The 16,788-nt window shown below is 56.9% G+C and carries 12 protein-coding genes and 1 pseudogene; 7 read left to right on the forward strand and 6 right to left on the reverse strand.

Annotated features, from left to right (window positions below):
* Positions 1–139 precede the first annotated feature (139 nt).
* Positions 140–1,216, reverse strand: coding sequence for a D-glucuronyl C5-epimerase family protein (locus tag BM083_RS20680; RefSeq protein WP_089872226.1), 1,077 nt, complete (start codon positions 1,214–1,216; stop codon positions 140–142).
* Positions 1,217–1,430: 214 nt separating this feature from the next.
* Between BM083_RS20680 and BM083_RS20685 the strand changes: the two genes are divergently transcribed.
* On the forward strand, positions 1,431–1,823 hold the full coding sequence (locus BM083_RS20685) for a universal stress protein (RefSeq protein WP_089872228.1): 393 nt from the start codon (positions 1,431–1,433) through the stop codon (positions 1,821–1,823).
* A 1,245-nt stretch (positions 1,824–3,068) separates the two neighbouring features.
* Positions 3,069–5,135 carry a DUF2206 domain-containing protein gene (locus tag BM083_RS20690; protein WP_143085785.1) on the forward strand — a complete coding sequence of 689 codons (2,067 nt, stop codon included), beginning with the start codon at positions 3,069–3,071 and terminating at the stop codon, positions 5,133–5,135.
* On the opposite strand, the gene BM083_RS20695 is transcribed toward BM083_RS20690, so the two are convergent.
* Positions 5,136–6,551 (reverse strand): lipopolysaccharide biosynthesis protein, encoded by a 1,416-nt coding sequence (locus tag BM083_RS20695; protein WP_089872232.1) that lies wholly within the window; start codon positions 6,549–6,551, stop codon positions 5,136–5,138.
* A 359-nt stretch (positions 6,552–6,910) separates the two neighbouring features.
* Between BM083_RS20695 and BM083_RS20700 the strand changes: the two genes are divergently transcribed.
* Positions 6,911–7,903 (forward strand): right-handed parallel beta-helix repeat-containing protein, encoded by a 993-nt coding sequence (locus BM083_RS20700; RefSeq protein WP_177197730.1) that lies wholly within the window; start codon positions 6,911–6,913, stop codon positions 7,901–7,903.
* A 71-nt stretch (positions 7,904–7,974) separates the two neighbouring features.
* Here the strand turns inward: BM083_RS20700 and BM083_RS20705 are convergent, their stop codons facing one another.
* Positions 7,975–8,655: an FkbM family methyltransferase gene (locus BM083_RS20705; protein ID WP_089872235.1), complete on the reverse strand. Its 681-nt coding sequence runs from the start codon at positions 8,653–8,655 to the stop codon at positions 7,975–7,977.
* Between the two features lie 366 nt (positions 8,656–9,021).
* On the opposite strand from BM083_RS20705, the gene BM083_RS20710 reads away from it, so the two are divergent.
* The 3 genes from BM083_RS20710 to BM083_RS20720 all read left to right on the forward strand — a co-directional run bounded on the left by BM083_RS20710 (position 9,022) and on the right by BM083_RS20720 (position 12,745).
* A complete protein-coding gene (locus BM083_RS20710) occupies positions 9,022–10,296 on the forward strand; it encodes a carboxylate--amine ligase (protein ID WP_089872237.1) in 1,275 nt (424 codons plus the stop codon).
* Between the two features lie 678 nt (positions 10,297–10,974).
* Positions 10,975–12,015: a sulfatase-like hydrolase/transferase gene (locus BM083_RS20715; protein WP_245756961.1), complete on the forward strand. Its 1,041-nt coding sequence runs from the start codon at positions 10,975–10,977 to the stop codon at positions 12,013–12,015.
* 136 nt (positions 12,016–12,151) lie between these two features.
* Positions 12,152–12,745, forward strand: a complete 594-nt coding sequence (locus BM083_RS20720; RefSeq protein ID WP_177197732.1) for a metal-dependent hydrolase — start codon at positions 12,152–12,154, stop codon at positions 12,743–12,745.
* Positions 12,746–12,878: 133 nt separating this feature from the next.
* On the opposite strand, the gene BM083_RS20725 is transcribed toward BM083_RS20720, so the two are convergent.
* Genes BM083_RS20725 through BM083_RS20735 form a run of 3 tightly spaced genes read right to left on the reverse strand, consistent with a single transcriptional unit; the run spans position 12,879 to position 16,090 of the window.
* Positions 12,879–14,072 carry a glycosyltransferase family 4 protein gene (locus BM083_RS20725; RefSeq protein WP_089872242.1) on the reverse strand — a complete coding sequence of 398 codons (1,194 nt, stop codon included), beginning with the start codon at positions 14,070–14,072 and terminating at the stop codon, positions 12,879–12,881.
* Between the two features lie 6 nt (positions 14,073–14,078).
* Positions 14,079–15,149 carry a GNAT family N-acetyltransferase gene (locus tag BM083_RS20730; RefSeq protein WP_089872244.1) on the reverse strand — a complete coding sequence of 357 codons (1,071 nt, stop codon included), beginning with the start codon at positions 15,147–15,149 and terminating at the stop codon, positions 14,079–14,081.
* The gene (locus BM083_RS20735; RefSeq protein WP_089872246.1) at positions 15,146–16,090 is read right to left on the reverse strand and encodes a polysaccharide deacetylase family protein; all 945 of its coding nucleotides are present in this window, start codon (positions 16,088–16,090) and stop codon (positions 15,146–15,148) included. Before BM083_RS20735 ends, BM083_RS20730 begins: the two co-directional genes overlap by 4 nt.
* 400 nt (positions 16,091–16,490) lie before the next feature.
* Here BM083_RS20735 and BM083_RS20740 point away from each other — a divergent pair.
* Positions 16,491–16,788, forward strand: a pseudogene (locus BM083_RS20740) (IS6 family transposase); the annotation flags it as partial.

Below are 16,788 nucleotides of genomic sequence, written 5' to 3' on the forward strand. Positions count from 1 at the left end.
TCGCAGAGGGTGATGAAGAATGTTGTTTTCGGAACGAAGTGCGAACAATGCTGCTGAATCGGCCGTTTTCGGGGGCAGTAGCGGCGGAGGGCGCAGAGACGTCACGGAACCGCCCGGTCGGCGGCGGCGCAGACGAGTGCTACTTCATCCCCTTCGACTCGGCGCTGTCGGCGTCGAACGCCGCCTCCATCTCGGCGAAGTAGGGGTCGCCGGTGATGTCGTGCAGTTCTCGGAGTTGGCGGATGTGGACCGCGTGGTAGTACTCGTTACCGCGGTAGCCTCGGTTCAGTCCGTACCAACTGACCTCGCCCGGGACGCGGAACGCCTCGATGTAGTGCTCGATGGTCGTAATCGCCGCCTCCAAGAGCGCGCGACTCTCCGCAGTGTCGCGGAGTAACCAGTACTCGTACAGTCCCCAGAGGCCGACGTTGAACCCGTTGAGGACGTGCGTCGGCGGGTCGTGTGGATACTCTTCGATCCAGTAGTAGCCGTCGTCGTCGACCATGACGGTCCACGGGTCTTCGCGCGGACCGAGTCGCGTGAACGTCTCGAAGATGTCGTCGGCGACGGCGAGGTACTCCTCGTCACCGGTCTCCTCGTAGAGACGGAGAAACGCCGACAACGACGTTCCCTGCGACATTCCCGAGTACCACGGGGGTTCGAAGTCCTCTCCCGACCCGCCCTTGGGGAGCGTGTAGGCGAAGTACGGCAGGCCGTCGACCATCGTGGCCGAATCGAGGAAGGCGTCGGCTATCTCCTCAGCTTTGTCGAGATACGGGCCGCGGTCGATGGCACGATAGCAGTGGAGCAACCGCATGATCATCCGCGAGGTGCGAATCGGCATGTGGCCGGTGACGCCGTCGATGGTGGCCATCTGTAGGTTGTCTATCCCGTCGAGTTCGTCGACGTTGTACGCACACCGTGGCGGTTCTCGTCGCTCGAGGATGAACTGGGGGCGCTCCTCGTATGGCAACCGACGCAGGTCGTAGCGAGTGCGTTCGACGCGACGGCCGTCGAGCGTGAACGACTCGGGTTCCGCTGTCTCCGTCGGTGTCGGCGTCTCTGTCTGCGTCGCCGTCGGGGTGTTCGTTGGCGTGGCCGTCGACGTCGCGTTCGACGTGACGGTCTGTCGAGACCCGACGGGGCGCGACCCAACACAACCCGCGATGCCGCCGATACCGGCCGACACCAGGGCGACGAACGTTCGTCGATTCACCGGCGGAGACACCCGCCGTTCGGAGTCGGGCAGAACGCTCGATGGGGATGGAGGGACTGGTGAGTGGGGAGAGACCTCGTGTCGAGAGACATGCTTCTCGAACGATACCTCGTGGAGCGGTATGAAGATGACGACTCGTCGAACAGTACATTCGAGTAGCAGCTTCTAGCGAGCGAGCGGGTACGCCTTTGTCGGTTGCCTCCCTAGGTGGGCTATGGGACAGCAGACCGTCCTCGTCGCCGTCGACGATGACACCGAGCGGAGTGAGAAACAAGCAGCGTTGGTGTGTGACCTCTTCGACCCCGAAACCGTCCGGGTGGTCGTCCAGCACAACTTCTCGATGGACGATACCGAGACGACGCTGGCCGACGTCGCGTCCGTCGACACCGCCCAGACGACGCTGACCGACGCCGGGTTCGACGTCGAACTCCACGAGACGACGGGGAAAGCGGGCGTCTCCATCGTCGACACCGCCGAGAAGTTCGACGCCGACGTAATCTGTCTGTACGCCCGTCGCCGTAGTCCGACGGGGAAGATGCTCTTCGGCAGCACCGCACAGAACGTCATCCAGAGCACCGAACGTGCGGTGTTGCTCGCGCCGAAGTGACAAACCAACCCGCTTAGTTTCGAGAACGGCGTGGCGATTTGTCGGCGGACCCGTCTCCACGCCCCATACAGATAGAATAATTGTCAATTATCGCCGACGTTCTGGAGTCCGAGTTATTGTCTTCGGAGCGAGACGGAGAGTAGCGTCGACACGTCATCAGAGACGAGACCACCCGACGGCGTACGTTTGAACGGCTAACGGTTACAGCCACTACGAGTCGAAAGCCACGATATCCCTCATCGCTGTATCGTGAACTGAGACGATGCCGACCGAAGCTGAGGAATCACAAGTAGAAGAGATCAGAGTGTGCTGTTCCACAAGATAAGACCCGATCGTTCACGGGTTTCGAAACCCACTTCCGTTCATGAACACAGACCTCGACTCTTCGATCAGATCAGCGAAGTAGTGGTGTAAAATGTCCAAAAAGATATCTGCTCTGACTTCGTCAACGAGACCAGAAAACAACTCCTGCACGCCGTCAACTGGTTTCGTGAGTGATCATCAACGCTCAGTACGGGTCGCTCTCGTACAAATCAGCAGAAAACAATCGCTGAGACGTCATATACAAGAGAGTTCTGCTGATTCTCTCTTCTTTTAAAAATACTCCCAAGGAGTGAAGTGCGACTAAGCTTCGGAAATCTCGTGCTCAAATACGTAGACTGTAGAGAGAATAAAATAGATTGGATAAGGCTGGCTGTACATCTACAAGTCGCGAGCGTGAATTACTGTTACTCACCTCTCATTACAGAGACAACTGACTAGCCGAACGTGTGATACGTAGAAATTACAAAGCTAGTTATGTAACACCTAACGAGAGAAATAGACGTGATTGTGACTGATAGAACAGACCGAGGAACGGCCTACTCGTCTGGGTTCGTTGAGTAGCGAGAAATTATAAAAACCCAACCGATGGGAGCTAGTAGAGTCGAAGGGTACCGAGACGTGAGACAGAACAGTGGGAGAGAAAAACGCCAGAATCACAGGGACGGCGTAAAGGAGACGTGCGCGGAGTGGACGCTCTCTTCTGTGAGAGAACCCCACTGCACAACAGCTATTTATAGATGTGTTTCAAATGACTCTTCGTGAGTGAGAAGTGGACTATGAATGGTATTCTCATAAGTTGTGTGTCATCTGCTACTCGGCGGGTTGGCCACGGGGGTAGTCGTGGCAACTAACTTTCGTACCCGCGTAAGAGTCGATAAGCGAGAGGTCATCACCCTCACACTGTTGGTCGCGTTCTGTCTCGTGGGGCTCGAGGCGACTCCCGAACTGAAAGAGTTCTCGATCATTCAGGGTGGCGTCGGTATCGTCGCATCGCTTCTCCTCCCGGGCTATCTCCTCTTACTCATCGCAAAGATTACTCCCCAGCGAAAGGGTCAGTTGGCGATGTATGCAGTCGCCGTCAGTACGGCCTTTCTCCTCTTACTCGGAGCCATGACGTACGTCGTCGGTAGCGTTGTCGATGTCGAGAGACCGCTAGAGGCGATGCCGTGGGTGCTTGGACTGTCGCTCGTGCTCCTCTCCGCTGGTGCATACACTCGGTCAGCGGGGTCGAGTCTGTCTCGTCGGTCGTTCAGCGTGTCGTTTCGGCCGCTGTTCTCTGCTGTCCTCTTGGTACTTCTTCCGCTGGCCTCGGTAGCGGCAACGTCGGCAATCAATGCAGGTGAGAGTACGTTGCCGATGCTCCTTCAGATTGTCCTGCTCTGCGGCGTCGTGGTACTCCTTCTCATCGGAGCCATCCCGCCCAACCTGCGACCGTTTGCTGTCTGGTCGGTTTCGATAGCGGTCCTGTGGCAGATGACGTTTATCTCTCCACACATCTGGGGATGGGATATTCACTTCGAGTACTTCACGGCACAAGAGATATTCCAGGGTGAAGACTGGACTCCCGCGTCTGCGGGGCCGACGAACTCGCTACTCTCCGTGACGTTTCTAGCGGCCGTCTACGCCTCAGTGACAGGTCTCGAACTGGTCTGGGTCTACAAGCTAGTCTATCCGCTCATCGCCTCGTTGCTCCCTGTTGCAATCTACTATCTTGCACTGGCCGAGTTCGACGACGAATGGGTGGCAACCCTCTCACCTTTCGCGCTGATTTTCTACTACGGATATTTCAAGATCATGCCAGATAAACAGATCATCTCGCAAGTATTCTTGGCACTCGTTCTTGTGACAATCTTCGACAACTCGGTACGTGGCACTCGAAAGAAGGTGCTCGCCGCAACGTTCGGAACGATGCTGATTTTCTCACACTACGGCACCAGCTTGCTGTTCATCGGAGTACTCGCCGCAACAATCGTTGTCGTCGCCGTTGCCAAACGACTCGACGTCGTCGACGGGGCTACGCCTACTGTCCTTAGTCCACTCTTCATCGCCTTCCTCGCGGTCGAATGGATCATCTGGTATCTGTTCAGTGCTGCCGGCGAGAACTTCGACCGTATCGCCAGTGTGCTTGGAGCATTGTTGACGCAGAATCTCGGTTCGTCCGGTCGCAGTGGTATCGGCTACGCGACGAAGACCTTCGAATCGCCGACCTGGATGGTCTACAAGTTCCTTGTCGCCGCGTTAGTCGGTCTTATCTGTATCGGGGTCTTGTGGATGCTGTACTCGGCCGTAACCAGGCGAGATAACAGAACGCACTTCGAATACACCGTCTTCTCAGCGTTGCTCGTGTCGTTCCTCGTTTCGTCAGTGTTACTGACCTACAACGTGGGATTCGATAGAACACTCCTCTTGGTCTTGGTGGCACTGCCACCGTTCGCGGTCGTCGGGCTTCGAACATTGCTCTCGCTTGGACCGAAGGTATCTGACCGTATTTCGACCGAACCGTCTTCGAAAGCGGTAGCGAGTGTCTTTACGATTTTTCTCGTGGCCCTGTTCTTCTTCAGTTCCGGTGCCGCGTTCGCAGTCGCAGGAGAGGACGTCCCGGCCTACAGTATCAACCTCGAGAAGGATGCCGGCTGGCCAGTGTACGAACGAAGCGAGGTCGCCGCCACTAGATGGCTGGACGAAAACGCACGTCCGGAGTCGAGAGTCGTCGTGTACAACCAGTGGAGCGCGCTCAAGAGCAGAGACGCACTGTTGGTCCGAGAGGTCATTTCCTCTGATCAGATAGTGTATGCCCTCCCGAACACTGACTACTTGGGCAGCGGACAGTACGTGTACATAAGTGACAAGCCGATGGTGCAAGACGTCGACGACAGGGTAGAGCGAGTCTACATCAATCCCGAAGAGACACGCTTCTATCGACGACACGTGGTCGGTGAGAGCAAAATCTATTCGAGCGGCGATGCCCAAATCTACCGATCCGACTGATCAGATTACCGTCGCGACTAAACTTTTGACCCGCGTCCGAACGCGGCCTATGAATACCAACACGAGAATCGCATAGATAGCCGCGCCACCCACGACTGCCGAAACCGTCTCAACGAACGACAGCGTCCCACCCCGAGTGAACCAGAACAACGCGATGCCCATGAGTATCGCAGCACAGACCTCTGAGAGAATCTCACGCTTCGGGATGGTGATGTCGACGAGCGAGCGGAGATACCGGTACGAAAGTGCCGTCCGAATGGCCATCGAAGCGGCCGTCGCAATCGCGGCCCCGACCCAACCGACTGCCGCAATCGCGACGACGTTGCCGACGAGGTTGAGAACGACGTAGATTACGTTCGCACGGAACATCAGATCAGGACGGTCGAAGGCGTTGATGACTTTCGCGAAGATTTCTTCATAGCTGTGGGCGAGTCGCGCGAAGATGAGAATCACGAAGACCCAATAGCCAACGGTGTACTGTTGACCGAGCGCCAACAGCAACGACCGGGCCACGACGAGTCCACCGACGACACCCGGAATAGCCATGATTCCGGAGTAGACGAGTGATTCGTTTACTGCTCGTTTGACCGAATCCAGCCCGTCGTTCCGGATCATCCGATCGACGTTTGCGTACAGTGTCGCGCTAAGAGCCGAGGACACGAGAAAGAATGCGGCACTGATACGCCAGGTTAGCTCGTAAACGCCGATGAGCTCTGAGGCGACGAAGAATCCGAGAACGATCGTGTCGGTCCAGAGCCACGCCTGATTGCGCACAGTGCTCATCCAACTGTATCGGCTGAACTCGAAGAGGCTGGCGAACTGTTCTCGAGTCGGTCGCCGCGGCCGGATGGTGAGGAATTGAGCACCGACGACGATGTAAACAACCTTACTCAGCACCAACCCGGCGAACAGCCCGGCGGCCCCGTATCCCTGCCAGAGAAAAACCACCCAGCACACCAATTTCGTCACACCAGAGAGAAAGAGCGTGAACTCCGCTCTGCCGACCCGTTGCTCTCCGTGGAGTCCAGAGCTGATTGTCTCAGCAAACATGACTGCGAACAGCGTAACGATAAGATACGGAACTGCAACTGGGCTACCGATGTACGCTGAGACGGTGTCTCGAAACAGGACTAACACGAGGACGATCGGCAGCGATAGTACAAGCCGAATTAGAAATTCGGCGACGAGGAACTCACCCTGCAATTTCCCTTCGGCGATACGTTTGACCGTCGCCTCCCAGATCCCGAGGCTGCTCAGTAGAAGGGCGAGAACGTACACCGCGACGAATAGCGCGTACGTACCTAACGTCGACGCACCAGCAACGTCCGCCACATAGATGATGCCGACGATTTCCGTGATTCCGAGCCCGACTCGAGAAACGAACGAACCGAGAGACGATTTGATCAGGCGCGACATGGCTGTAGAAGACCTGAGTTACTGTGTGTTTCCATGACAGTTTCCTACTTCGTACATCGTCTTAATGATGCAGGTTGAGCGAGAAATTGTCACGTCGACTCCCGGTCGACTGGACGAAGCAATCCGGTGATGAGACATTCGTTCGGCGAATAACACGAATTATAGTGTGGGTAAGCGATTTAGTACTGCCGGACATTAGGCAGATAAGAGACCCTATGGAGAACCCACAGCGGCGAGACTATCTAAAATTGGCTGCGGCTGCAGCGGGTAGTAGTATTCTCACGTGGACAGTAGCGGAGGCGAGATCGGACGACAGTGACGAACAGAACACACAGTTAGATCCGCAGAGTTTCGACGGAATGGACGGTATCCATTACGTCCCCCCGGAGGACGGAATCCGTGGCATACAGAGCGTCATCGACGAACACGCACCGAACGTCTCGATTCGACTGGGAACGGGCGAGTACGTAGGCAGAGAACTGACGCTCGACCACGGCGTACATCTCGTCGGGAACGGACGAAACGCGACGCGGCTCGTTCTTGCCGATGGCGCGAACACTGATCTCTTGAGAACCCCAAATCCAGACGAGCGGACGTGTATGCAGGTCCTGTTACAGAATATCACGTTCGACGGTAACAAAGACAACAACTCGTCCGGCGACGGAGTCTACGGGTCGTTCTGGAACGGACGGTTCGTCGACTGTGACTTCGTCACCGCGGCCGGGAAGGGCTTCTGGCTCGCGGGGTCGTCCACAGCTTCGACAGATGATAACTACTTCCGGGGCTGTCGCTTCGTCGCGTCGATGGGTGACGGACTGCAGATTGGTCTCAATAGAGACGCTGGACCGGCGGTCGGCGTCTCGCGGCTCGAATCCTGTTGGTTCGGATCGAACCAAGGCCGTGGTGTGAAGATACGTGGAAACGACAACATCATCACGACCAGCAAGTTCTACGCGAACCGTGACACCGACGTGGTAATCGACCGAGGAGACCGAAACCAGATTCGTCAAAGCGACCTCTCTAAACAGGATCCGACCGCACCCTGCGTCGAACTCATCGCATCGAAAGGGGTCAACTCGATAGGGAACAAGATCGATGGAAACGTTATCTTCGGGAGCTTTCGTGACGCTATCTACTGCAACGCCGACAGAAACGACATCGTCGCGCTCCAGATACACGACAACACGGTTCTCGGACGGACCGGGGGTCCGGAGCGAAACCGAAGCGCTATCTTCGCCGAGGGTAGCGCGTTCGTCGCTTGCTCCGCAAGGAACAACACCCTACAGGGCGACTACACCGCATCGGCGCTCCGTATTCCATCCTCGTGGCAGACGAGCGGAAACATCCTCTGATCGCGGCAGTTCGGCATCTAGAGATAGAGAGAAGACTCGGGTGGACCGAAAAGTAAAATTCGAGTGGCAAATCACCGGTGAGCGCGGACGAGATACGCGCCCGGACGACCGTTCGTGGGATCTCCGAGATGCGTGAGTGAGTAGCCCTCCTCACGAAGGAACGCTTCAATCTCGTCGGTCGTCGTCCCGTATCGCTTCGACTTCTCTGTATGCAGTTCGACGTAAATCGTGTCCACACCATCTAGCAGACCTCCCAATCCTCGAAGCACCTGTAGCTCAGCCCCCTGAACGTCGATCTTCAGCATATCTGGCGCGGGGTATCCGCTGGCGACCACGCTATCGCCCCTCCGAACTTCGATAGGTAACCCATCTCTATGGTCAGAGAGGTAGTGATGTCCGCCGCCCGCTTCGACGAACTCCGATTGGAGAACGGACTCGTCGTCGGTATCGGAGAGTGCGACAGCAGATGTTCGCCAGCGCTCCGTTGGAGCGTTCGCGGACAGATTCTCGGAGAGTCGAGAGCGGTTCGTTGGGTCGGGTTCGAAGGCGACGACGCAGCCGCTCGATAGCCGTCGCGCGATGAGACAAGCGTACGTCCCCACGCAGGCTCCGACGTCCCAGACGACCTCTGACCCGGATAGTTCGTCGAGAAACATCTCGATGACGCGTCGCTCTCCACCCAATCGCTTCGCTCTTCTTCGTTCTGAACGAGTCGAGACGGTAAAGCGAGCCGTCGTCTCTCCGACTGTCACCGTGCCATCCTCGGGAAACAACGCGAGACGCCACCTCCAGTAAACGCGATGGAGCTCTCCAAGGCTATCGTAGCGCTTCGTCAACTGCGATAACGCACGTGCTGATACATCTCTCGGTGAAATCGGGAGTGACTGCTGTTTGAGAGGGTTAGTCGACCTCATACACGAGTGATACATCCGTCTCGTCGGTTGTAACGTTATGCGTCCGGATCGCTCGACCGCTTATGAACTCGGTTTCAGTTCGATATCTCACCGGCAGTCGAGGCGCGGGCCTTGTCACACCTAATTCGCTGAGAACCGATACTGCGTGAATGTTGAACGTCAAACAGACATCAGTTTCATATCGTGTGACGAAGACTACTAACTATGATTCACAACCAGCAGGTTGAACAGTCGATTCTGATTCCGGCCGGGGCCTCACCGAAGAGCTTGACGGCGGTTCGTTCACTCGGGGGGCACGGCGTCCACACCGTCGTCGCATCGTCGATACCGACCGCCCCAGCGATATCGTCGAAATACTGTGACGAGGCGATAATCGTTCCGTCGCCGTGGGACGATCTGATTGCGTACAAGAATGCTCTCGTCGAGATTGCCTCGCGTCCCGACGTCGAGGCAATCATCCCCTCGCTGGAGGAAGATGCATTCCTCCTCGCCAAATATGCCGACGAGTTCACCGACCACGTTGCGCACCTGTGGCCGTCGTTCGAGACGCTCCGTGTCGCACACGACGGAAAACTGTTGGCCGAAGAGGCAGCCAAGATTGATATCCCTGTCCCGGAGACGATGCTGTTCGACGAGGTGAACGACTGGTCCCGCAAGCTGATCATCAAACCCCGATACTCGATTCTGACGAGTGAGTACGACGATTCACTCGATCCCACAGAGTGTCGTGGGAAGATCGACCCGATTCATCCACGTCCGGGTGAGGAGTTGACCTACGACGAAGTTACCGCAAAACTGTCCGGGTATCCACCCCTCGTCCAGGAGTACGTACCGATAAAGCGTGAGTACTCGTTCAGAGCACTCTACGACCACGGTGAGGCGGTGGCGACCAGCCTGAAACATCAGGTTCGTGGGAAGTCGTATGCAGGCGGGGCGAGCGTCTTCTGCGAACTCGTTCGGAACCCCGAACTCGAGGAGATGGGTCGGCGACTCTTGGACCATCTCGACTGGCACGGACTCGCCACCGTGCAGTTCATCGAGGATGCGCGCACGGGCGAGTTCAAACTGACCGAGATCAACCCCCGCATGTGGGCGTCGATTCCGCTCGACGTCCGTGGCGGAGTCGATTACCCCTACTTCTACTGGTTGATGGCACTTGGGAAGATGGACCAGATCGAACAGAGCTACGATGAGGGATTCGCCGCGCACATCCTCTTCGGCGAGGTAGAATACCTGTTGAGTGTCGTTCGAGACGACTACCCGAACGCCGAACGTCCACCCATCCAGCGCGCTCTTTGGGACGTACTCCGCTCGGTATACGAGCATCCGAACTTCTACTTCCTGACCTGGGACGACCCACGACCGTTCGGTCGGGGCGTACTGAACGTCTTGACGTCGGCCATCGACAACCGGCGAGGCCAACTCTTTCGTCGAGAGACGGAACGAACCGAGCGGCAGGAACGCACGGTCAACCAATGAAGTGAGCCGGCGCTAGCCACGAGTGAATAGTGCTGTCAGAATGTGATGTTCCTGTTTCCCTACCGTAACGTAGAGACTTCTACCTGGATTGCATCCTTCGCGTGACAGTTACGGCTTCTCCTGGTGTCGATTCAGAATCTCCTATCCAAGCGTGAGAGTCGTCACTGTTTGACAACACAGGCAGAGTGTCTCGCTATGCGACACAAACAGGAGATTTGTGTCGTCGTTAGGTCGTCGTTCGTCCGATCGCATGGTCGAACGCTGGCGGAGGGAGTACGTCGCCAAGCGAGGTTCAATGCGCCAGTACAATCAGTAGTAACGATACATTTTGTAGAGGTTCGCGCAATCAGCGTAAAAGGCACATGTTTCGAACGGTGCCGAAACACAGCTGTGATCACCGACTACGAGTTATAAAACACATTACAATACTGGTTCCGTGTCACCCTCTTTTGAGATGAGTGAGTGATTAGAATGAACGGCCCACTTTCAAGGCTGACAGACGTGGATGACGTCGAGAACGTCGTGATCTTCGTTTCTGATGCACATCGGTTCGATTTCTTGCCGGACGAGGTGAAGCGATTGGGTTTGACCGCCAAGGCAATCGCTCCAAGTACGTTTACCGCATCGGCGTTACCATCGCTGACGACGGGACAGTATCCGGACACACACAAGGTGTGGATGTTCGACGACCAACTCGCTGCGAGGCCGCCCCTACTCGACCCGACTGACCAGGAAATCGATGTCGGCTTCGACGCGGAGACGGTGTGGACAAAGCTAGAGCAGAGTGAGAAACCACCGCTGCAGATTCATCACCTCGACACCGAATCCAAACTTCGCGAGCTAGAACCACCGTTCGTGCACGTCGTCCACGACGTCGGCCCTCACGCCCCGTACGGGTTCGAGAACGGCGTCTTCGAGTCGACAAAGGAGTTCTTCCGAGAGTACGAGAACAGACGGCCACAGTTGATAGATCTCTATCGGCAGGATTGTCACAACTCTGTAGACCGGTTCATGAACGTCTACAACCAACTCGTCGAGCGAGATCTGCTCGACGAAACACTGGTCGCCTTCACGAGTGACCATGGACAGTGTCTCGGAGAGAGAGAGAATGGTGGTCGATTCGGCCACGGCCACCCGATGAGTCCGGAGAACGTCGAGATACCGGTGGTGTTCATGGGTGCAGGGCTACCGAGAGGAGAGACATACGACACGCTCCTCTCGGGAACCGACATCGCACCGACAGCTCTCTCGGCACAGCGAGGCACGGTCCCCGAGGACGTTGACGGAACTGATATCTGGCGAGACACTCCGACCGTAGAGAGACGAGTTCGTTCGGATGTGTGGCAGAACCTAGAAGTAACTGTCGGCGATCACTCCGCCGAGATATCGGTCTACGCTGCGTGCGGCCTCTGGAACGACAGTGGTGGATACGTGTTCCATCAGAAATCGCGTCTCCAGCGGCTCGGAGCGTTGTTCTTCGACGACCTCTGCAGAGGATACTCTCCAGCCTGGCGGGGGAACCTGTCTCCGAGGAAGCTATCGACGTTTACCCGGTTGGCTCTCTCGAACCGTCTGAAATACGGACGTCCCGATTTCTCCGACAGCCTAGCTTTCTCCGAAGTGCCGAAGGACTTCGAGAAAGGGACGCACGACTTCAGTGACAACGCACTCAGCGATGCGCAAGTGACTCAGTTGCGAGATCTCGGCTATCTCCAGTGATACGAGAGACACCCCTCCCTGCTCGGAGTCGAGTCGACGGTGGGCCAAACGGAGCAACACCGAGTCGAGTTCACCGGAGAAAGGTAGGATGCGGAGATTGTATTACGACCGACGACGAACTACGGGTTCAGTAGTCATGTTACCTTGGGCACACGCCGGAATCGGCTATCTGCTCTGGTCTGTACTGACCCGGTATCGAGAGCGACGCCCCCCGAGCGACCTCGAAGCGTGGGTTCTCCTCTTCGGCACCCAGTTTCCAGATCTCGTCGACAAGCCGCTGGCGTGGACGTTCGGTATCCTCCCGTCGGGTCGGTCACTCGGCCATTCGTTGTTCACGCTCTCTGGACTCTTCGTCGTCGGATACGTCGTCAGCAAGCGCTGGGGACGAACGAATCTGGTGGTCGCGTTCGGTGTCGGGTCGTTCAGCCACACCTTTGCAGATACCTATCGAATACTGTTGGAGGAGCGATACGCGTCTCTCGGCTATCTTCTGTGGCCGATTCTTCGGACGCCGGGAGAAGACATGCAACGGTCGATTATCGACCATTTCCGCGGGACGAGTTTCGGTGTCTCGTTTTCGATTCAGTTGTTGCTGGCACTCGTCGTCGCGCTTGTGTGGTTCCGTGACGGCGCGCCTGGACTTCCGACACATTTCCTGCTGTCGAACGAAGCGACGGACACGGAACGAAGCGAGGAGTCGGACACGACGGAGGAGGAATCACAGGGATAGCGACTGCCCGAGAGATGATCGCTCACGTAACGGGTCACTCATCCGACTGCATGCAGTCGCGCGGTCGGATTGAGCGATGACAGACACTCATTATAGAGAGTCGATTCGAACGGTGCGGTGACGGCTGTTCTTGTCACCGTGTCCAAGTGGTTGTTTCCATCTGCGGGGTCGCCTTCTTTCGAAGTGCGCGCTCGTAGACAGCCAGATACTGCTGTGCGATATTGCCCCACGAAAGCTCGTCGGCCATTCGACTGCTGTTCGCTGCCATCTCGCGTTTTCCATCGTCGTCACGCAGAATCTGCGTTATCGCCGCCGCCAACTGTGTCGGGTCCTCTGGTGGTACGACGAGGCCACAACCCGAGTCTGCGACAAGGGAGGTGAACTCCCCGGCCGTCGACGCGACGACGGGCTTACCGAACGAGAACGCCGTCGCCAGCGCCCCGCTGTGTCCCTTGGTCCCTCCTTGACTACGGTACGGGAGGGCGACGACTTCTGTGCGCGCGAAGAGTTCTCTGACCTGCTGGTTCGGGACGAAGTAGTTGTGCACCTCGAAGTTCTCCTCGTGTGCTTCGACGATGGACTGCACGCGATTCGGGATGCGTCCCTCACCGGCGATGAGCAGCTTCACGTCGGGAACGTCGCGTTTGACGAGCGGAATCGCCTTGACCAAGGTATCTAACCCCTTCGGCGTGACGATGTTTCCGAAGAACAGCAGCGTGTTCTTCTCGGGAGCGGTGTCGACGTCGTCCTTACTGCCGAACACCGTGTACGCGCCGTGTGGGATGATGTCGATGTGGTCGGCGGTCACCCCTCTGGACAGCATCGCTCGTTTCTGTTTTTTCGTGTGGACGACGACGCGTGCGAGGTCGAGGTCCGGGATGGCAAGATCCATCAACTCTTCGACGAAGACCGGCGGTCGAGAGATGGAGAAGCGACTCTTCGACACCTCGTGTCGCGTCACGATGAACGGACAGAACTTGTCGATACGATGCAGTTTCGCGAACAACTTCACTTGCGGGAAGAGGTCCGTCGTGTCGTGGACGATGTCAGGGTCGAGCTGCTTGATCTGTTTGACGTTGTTGTAGGAGAGAAACCCCTTGACGAAGTCTAACGGATTGACGTCGAAGCTGTAGAGCTGTGGCATCGAAACGCCAATCGGATCGAACGCATCTATCAACTGAACGTCGTCGTCGAACAGATCGTCTCCCGTCGTCTCGGCTGGTTTCATGACCGTGACGTCGGCGTAGTTCGTCATGGCGTTCGCTAGTTCTGCTGTATAGTGTGGCAGTCCACCGGTACTCTGACCGACCAAATAGAGAACGTGCATTGTCTTTCAGAGACTGATATCTTTTCGAACGGCCGGGCCAATCGTCTGAGTGACTGGAATCGGAAGTCGTCTCCAGACCCGCTTGAGCGGTTCGTACGATTCTTTCTCCGGGTCCGGGAGTTCCGCCGAGTCGCTGGGGAAGTAGTGCAAATCGTCGTACCACACCTTCGTTCCGCCGAAGCTCTTCTTGAACATGTAGACGCCCGACCCCTCGCGCGTTCGACCCATCTCGTAGGCGTCGAAACCACTCTCGTTCGCCCGCTCGATAGATTTCCAGAGGGCGAAGCTTCCGCCTTGCAGGTCTCGATACTCGTAGTCGGTGATGACGCCCCACTGGTAGACGGTCGACCCGAGCGAGAGGTCGATGATGCCGTTGATCAACGTGCCGTCCAGTTCGACCATGCCTAGATGGAGATGGCCTTCGGGAGCGAGGTTCTCCCAGAGAACTCTGTGGAACTCGAAGGAGTGCGGCGGACTGCCGTGGTCACGCATCGACTTGAGGTAGAGTTTGTGGTACTGTTTCAGGTCTGAGAGCGAGTCGCCGACCCGATACTCGAGTCGGGCGTCCTCGGCCTGTCGAATCTGGCGTTGACGACTCGACTTCACTCCGTCCCAGACAGATTCGGAACTCCCGTCGACGGGGACGCTAAAGGTCACGAATCGCCGTTTCTCTGTGAACTCCTGCTGCGGTTCGATAGCTGCGCCGCGGAGACTGACGAAGTCGACGCCGAGGTCGTCTGCGAGTTGCTTCGTCCGTTCAAGCAGTACGGCCGTCGCAGCTTCAGCGGTCTCCGAGTGGTCGTTGCGCAGCACGAGCGACCCGCGTTCACCGAACGGTGGCGAGACGAGTTGAGAGCCGAACAGTCGACTCTCCATGTGGATGAGCGGCAAGGCTCCGACGATGGTCTCTCCCGCACGGGCGACGAGATAGAATCTGTCGTGACCGTACGTCTCGACTGCTGTTCCCCATCCCCACAGTGAGTACGGCGAGCCGTCGTTCTCTTCGACGAATGCGTCCCACTCTGCGGCATCTGTACACGGTTCTACGTTCAGTTGGTGAGTCGAATACGTACTCATGATCGAGGTTCTGTGTGGTTCGTACCGTCGGTTCGACCGAATCGAACCGTGTTCTGTCGAGAGACGCTGCCGGCCGTCGCTTCGTTTTCGATCATCGTTCGGACGGTCCCGAAGTCGAACGAAGTGAACAACTGGTCTAGTTTCGCTTCGGTCTTCTCGATGCCAGTGAAACTGACGAATCGCTTCGGCATCGAACAGTCGATGCGGACGTCCGGGTTGAGCTCCCACGGATGGAAGTAGATATTCGCTGGGACCCCGTGTCGGTTGAGCCAGTCGATACCCTCTTTGAGGACACTGACCGGCAACAACCGTGCGTAGAATCCGCCAGCAATCGGAAGCGGAAACCGCGTGTCCGCGACCGAGAGCGGGCATTCGACGAGTTCACAGCGGGCTGTCGACTCCGAGGACGAACTGAAAGGGTCGTCGAGCGACACGTTGTACGGTCGAACAGGTGCTCCGAAAACGCCGTACATCGGTGTCCTGACAGGGAAGACGCTGGAATCGTACTGATACCCGCTCGACTCGAGAATCGGAAACGCCCATCTAGTCTCTCGCGTGATAGAGAAGTTCGGGGCTCGAAAGCCGAGCGGTTCGACTCCAGTGGCGTCTTCGATTGCTCGTGAAGAGAGTTGCAACTCCGCTTCGAACGAGTCTGGTGTGAGGTCGAACAGCGGCGTATGTGTGTGCCCATGCGATGCGATTTCGTGACCCGCATCGGCGACGTTCCGGACGAGACCGGGGTACTCGTCGGCGAGTTCGCCGACGATAAAGAACGTCGCGCGTACGTCGTGGCGACGAAGCAACTCGAGGACGATAGAGACGGAGTCCGCGATGTGGTCGACCGGGTCGTCGACTTCGTCGCTGAGGAGCGTCGCAGAGTGCCAATGTTCGAGATCGAAGCTGATGGCGTTGGTTACCGAGGTGTCATACTGTCGGAGCACAGGCGGAAAAGAACACAGAGAGACATTGTAATGAGCAGCTTATCGAGAGGTGAGTTGGCCTGTTTCGATTGTCGGCAGACGTGTCGTCGGTGAGAGAGAATAGAGCTCCTGGAGAGAGCTATCGGACGTTTGTGGCTCGGATGACGAAAAGAGCGCTGACAGAGCTCATCAGTCTCAAAGTGGTCACAACGCCCGACAGACAGCATCGTAATCACGAGAGATAGTGTCTATTCGAAAGTAGAGTACGCTTTGTTCAGTGATTCACAATGTACTATTTATAGTTAATAAACTGTGGTTAGGATTTGTCATAGTGTTAATAACAATACGGACGACTTCAGACATGATGCTATAATTGGCACTGTCTAGATAAGGAACGAGCAGGTCGAAAAGTTAGTGATCTATGCTACTCTCAAACCTGCTCAAGCAGAGTTTAGACACCGCTACGCTTGAATGTTGGCAGCGGGAGCGGACGGCGACGCCCGTCAGGGCGTTCGCCGTCCGACTCCATGCTGCCGGTTTGTCGCTTAGAGAGACAGAAGCGATTCTTCGGCTGCTCGGCGTAGAACGCTCGTTTCAGGCAATCTTTCAGTGGGTACATCGGCTGGCTGACAGCGTCTCAGACCCGCCGAAGGCGACGCCGAGGCGGGTCGCGGTCGACGAGACCGCTGTCAAAATCAACGGTGAGTGGTCTTGGTTAT

The sequence above is a fragment of the Halogranum rubrum genome (assembly GCF_900114455.1).
Taxonomy (GTDB): domain Archaea; phylum Halobacteriota; class Halobacteria; order Halobacteriales; family Haloferacaceae; genus Halogranum; species Halogranum rubrum.